This is a genomic window from Nocardiopsis chromatogenes YIM 90109, assembly GCF_000341185.1.
GTDB lineage: Bacteria > Actinomycetota > Actinomycetes > Streptosporangiales > Streptosporangiaceae > Nocardiopsis_A > Nocardiopsis_A chromatogenes.
Genome location: NZ_ANBH01000343.1, coordinates 1 through 3,417, shown reverse-complemented (window position 1 = coordinate 3,417; position 3,417 = coordinate 1). Strand labels below are relative to the sequence as shown.

Below are 3,417 nucleotides of genomic sequence, written 5' to 3'. Positions count from 1 at the left end.
GTGGGCCACATCGGCCGGTGCCAGCTCCGGGTGCTCGGCCAGGTGGTCGGTGAGCCGGGCGACCTGCGCCTCCAGCGCCGCCGCGCTCCTCGCCGACACCAGGTAGGGGACCGGAACCCGGTCGGAGCCCTTCCCCTCCCCGGCCCCGGCCGGTCCGGCGGCGGACTGGTCTGCGGACTCATCTGCCAGCTCACCCGCGGACTCATCGGCACGCCCATCGGCAGACCTGCCGACGGGCCCGTCGGCAGGCCCCTCCTCCGGCGCCGCCTCCAGGATCACGTGGGCGTTGGTGCCGGAGATCCCGAAGGAGGACACCCCCGCCCGGCGCGGCCGGTCGGCCGCGGGCCACTCGCGCGCGGACGTGAGCAGCTCCACCGCGCCCGCCGACCAGTCCACGTGCGGGGTGGGGGCGTCGACGTGCAGCGTCCGGGGAAGCACCCCGTGCCGCATCGCCATGACCATCTTGATGATGCCGCCGACACCCGCCGCCGCCTGCGTGTGCCCCACGTTCGACTTCAGGGAGCCGAGCCACAGCGGCTCGGTCCGGTCCCGGCCGTAGGTGTCGATCAGGGCCTGGGCCTCGATCGGGTCGCCGAGCACGGTCCCGGTGCCGTGCGCCTCGACCGCGTCCACCTCGGAGGGCTGCAGCTCGGCGGCGCTCAACGCCTGCCGGATGACCCGGCGCTGCGCGGACCCGTTCGGAGCGCTCAGCCTGCTGCTCTTGCCGTCCTGGTTGACGGCGGTGCCGCGGATCACCCCCAGCACCCGGTACCCCAGCCGCCGGGCGTCCGAGAGCCGCGCCAGCGCCAGCATGCCGACGCCCTCGCTCCAGCCGGTCCCGTCCGCGGCCGCCGCGAACGACTTCGAGCGCCCGTCCGGCGCCAGCCCGCGCTGCCGGGAGAACTCGATGAAGAACCCCGGCGTCGACATGACCGAGACGCCCCCGGCCAGGGCCAGCGAGCACTCGCCCTGCCGCAGGGCCTGCACCGCCAGGTGGGTGGCCACCAGCGAGGAGGAGCAGGCCGTGTCCACGGTGACGGCCGGCCCCTCCAGCCCCAGCGTGTAGGCGATGCGCCCGGAGGCGACGCTGTTCTGGGTGCCCGTCAGCAGGTACCCGTCGGTGCCCTCCACCGACGGGTTCAGCAGGCTCGGGCCGTACTCCTGGTCCATCACGCCGACGAACACGCCGGTGTCGCTGCCGCGCAGCCCGTCCGGGCGGATCGACGCGTTCTCCAGCACCTCCCACGACGACTCCAGCAGCAGCCGCTGCTGCGGGTCGGTCGCCGTCGCCTCGCGGGGGGACAGGCCGAAGAACTCGGCGTCGAACTCGTCGGCGTCGTGCAGGAACCCGCCTTCGCGGGTGTAGGAGGCGCCGCTGCGGTCCGGGTCGGTGTCGTACAGCGCCTCCAGGTCCCAGCCGCGGTTGCGGGGGAACTCCGAGACCGCGTCGCGGCCCTGTTCGACGAGGCGCCACAGGTCCTCGGCCGACCGCCCCCCGCCGGGGTAGCGGCAGGCCGTGCCCACGATCGCGACGGGCTCGGTGCGCGCCGCCTCCACGTCCCGCAGCCGGTGCTTGACCTGCCGCAGCTGCGCGGTGACCCGGCCGAGGTAGTCCTTCAGCCTCTGCTCTTCCGACATGGCGGATCCCCCTAGGCCAGCTCGTTGTCGATCATTGCGAAGAAGTCCTCGTCGGAGCCGTGCGCGGCCATCGCGTAGTCGGCGTCCACGAGCCCCATCAGCTCCGTCAGCGCCGCGGCCACGGCCGCGCGGTCGTCCGCGAAGCCGGGGTCGTCGGCGGCGTCGGCCAGCACCCGCCGCAGCCGGTCCAGCTCGCCCAGCACGTCGGGCGCGGCCGCGTCCGCGTCCGGGGCCAGCAGTGTCCGCAGGTGGGCGGCGACCGCGTCCGGCGTGGGGTGGTCGAAGGTGAGGGTGCTCGGCAGCTTCAGGTCCGCCATCCGGCTCAGCCGGACCCGCAGCTCGACCGAGGTGAGCGAGTCGAACCCCTGCTCCAGGAAGCCGCCGTGCGCGGAGACGGCCTCGGCCGAGTCGGCGCCGAGGACTTCGGCCGCGGTCGTGCGCACCGCCTCCAGCAGCAGCGCGTGCTGCTGGGCTGAGTCCAGCCCGGTGAGCTCGGCGGCCAGCGACCGCGTCGCGGCGGGGCGGGCGGGCCGGGCCCCGGCCAGGCCGCGCAGCACCGGGATCCGGTCCGCGTCCGCGGCACCGGCGTCCACGCGGGCGGTGACCAGGGCCGGGGCGGTGCAGCCCAGGGCGGCGTCGAAGTAGGCCAGCCCCACCTCGGCGGGCATGGCCGCGATCCCGCGCCGCCCCAGGCGCCGCACGTCGGTGTCGGACATGTGCGCGGTCATGCCGCTGGCCTGGGACCACAGCCCCCACGCCGCCGACACTGCGGGCAGCCCCCGCGCGTGGCGGTGGTGTGCCAGCGCGTCCAGGAAGGCGTTGGCCGCGCCGTAGGCGCCCTGGCCCGGGTTGCCGACCAGCCCCACCGCCGAGGAGAACAGCACGAACGCCGCGGTGTCCGGCACGAGCCGGTGCAGGTTCCAGGCCGCGTCGACCTTGGGCCGCAGCGCCGCGTGCACCTGCTCGTCGGTCAGCGACGGCACCGTGGCGTCCGCCAGCACACCGGCGGCGTGCACGACGGCGGTCAGCGGGTGCGCCTCGTCGATCCCGTCCAGCAGCGCGGCCAGGTCGTCCTCGTCGGCGGCGTCGCAGGCCGCGACCCGCACCCGCGCGCCCTTCCCGGACAGCGCCTCGGCCAGCTCCCGGGCGCCGGGGGCGTCCGCGCCGCGGCGGCTGGTGAGCAGCAGGTGCCGGACCCCGTGCCGGGCCACCAGGTGCTCGGCCACGAGCGCCCCCAGGCCGGAGGTGCCGCCGGTGACCAGGACGGTGCCCTCGGGGTCCAGCGGGGGCGGCCCGTCCGCCCGGCCACCGTCCGCGTCCCCGGGGGCGGGCCGGGACAGCCGCGGCACCAGGGCCGCGCCGTCGCGGATCGCGATCTGCTCCTCACCGGAGTCCAGGGCCCCGGCGACCAGGCCGGGGTCGGTCTCGGGCGCGGCGTCCATCAGGACGATCCGGCCCGGGTGCTCGGCCTGGGCCGTGCGGACCAGCCCCCACAGCGGCGCCGCCGCCAGATCGGGGACGTCCTCGCAGGTGTCGGCGGCGACCGCGCCGTCCGTGCGCACCACCAGGGTCGCGGAGGAGAAGCGCTCGTCGGCGAGCCACGCGCGCACCAGCGCCGCCGCCGCGGCGGTGCGGCGGTGCGCCTCGCCGACCACTGACGCGTCCTCGGGGGCGGGGACCGGTGCGGCCGCGTCCAGCACCACGTACTCCGGCAGGTGGCGGGCCTCCGCGAGCGCGGCGAGGCCCTCCTCCAGGGTCGCCGCCGCACAGTCGACCGGC

Annotated in this window: 2 protein-coding genes; both read right to left on the bottom strand. The window is 76.6% G+C overall.

Going from position 1 to position 3,417, the window contains the following annotated elements:
• The coding region (locus D476_RS0129430; RefSeq protein WP_017627467.1) for a type I polyketide synthase at window positions 1-1,638 on the bottom strand (1,638 nt) is incomplete at its 3' end.
• 11 nt (window positions 1,639-1,649) lie between these two features.
• A partial coding sequence (locus D476_RS0129425) for a type I polyketide synthase (protein WP_026123965.1) occupies window positions 1,650-3,417 on the bottom strand: 1,768 nt, incomplete at its 5' end.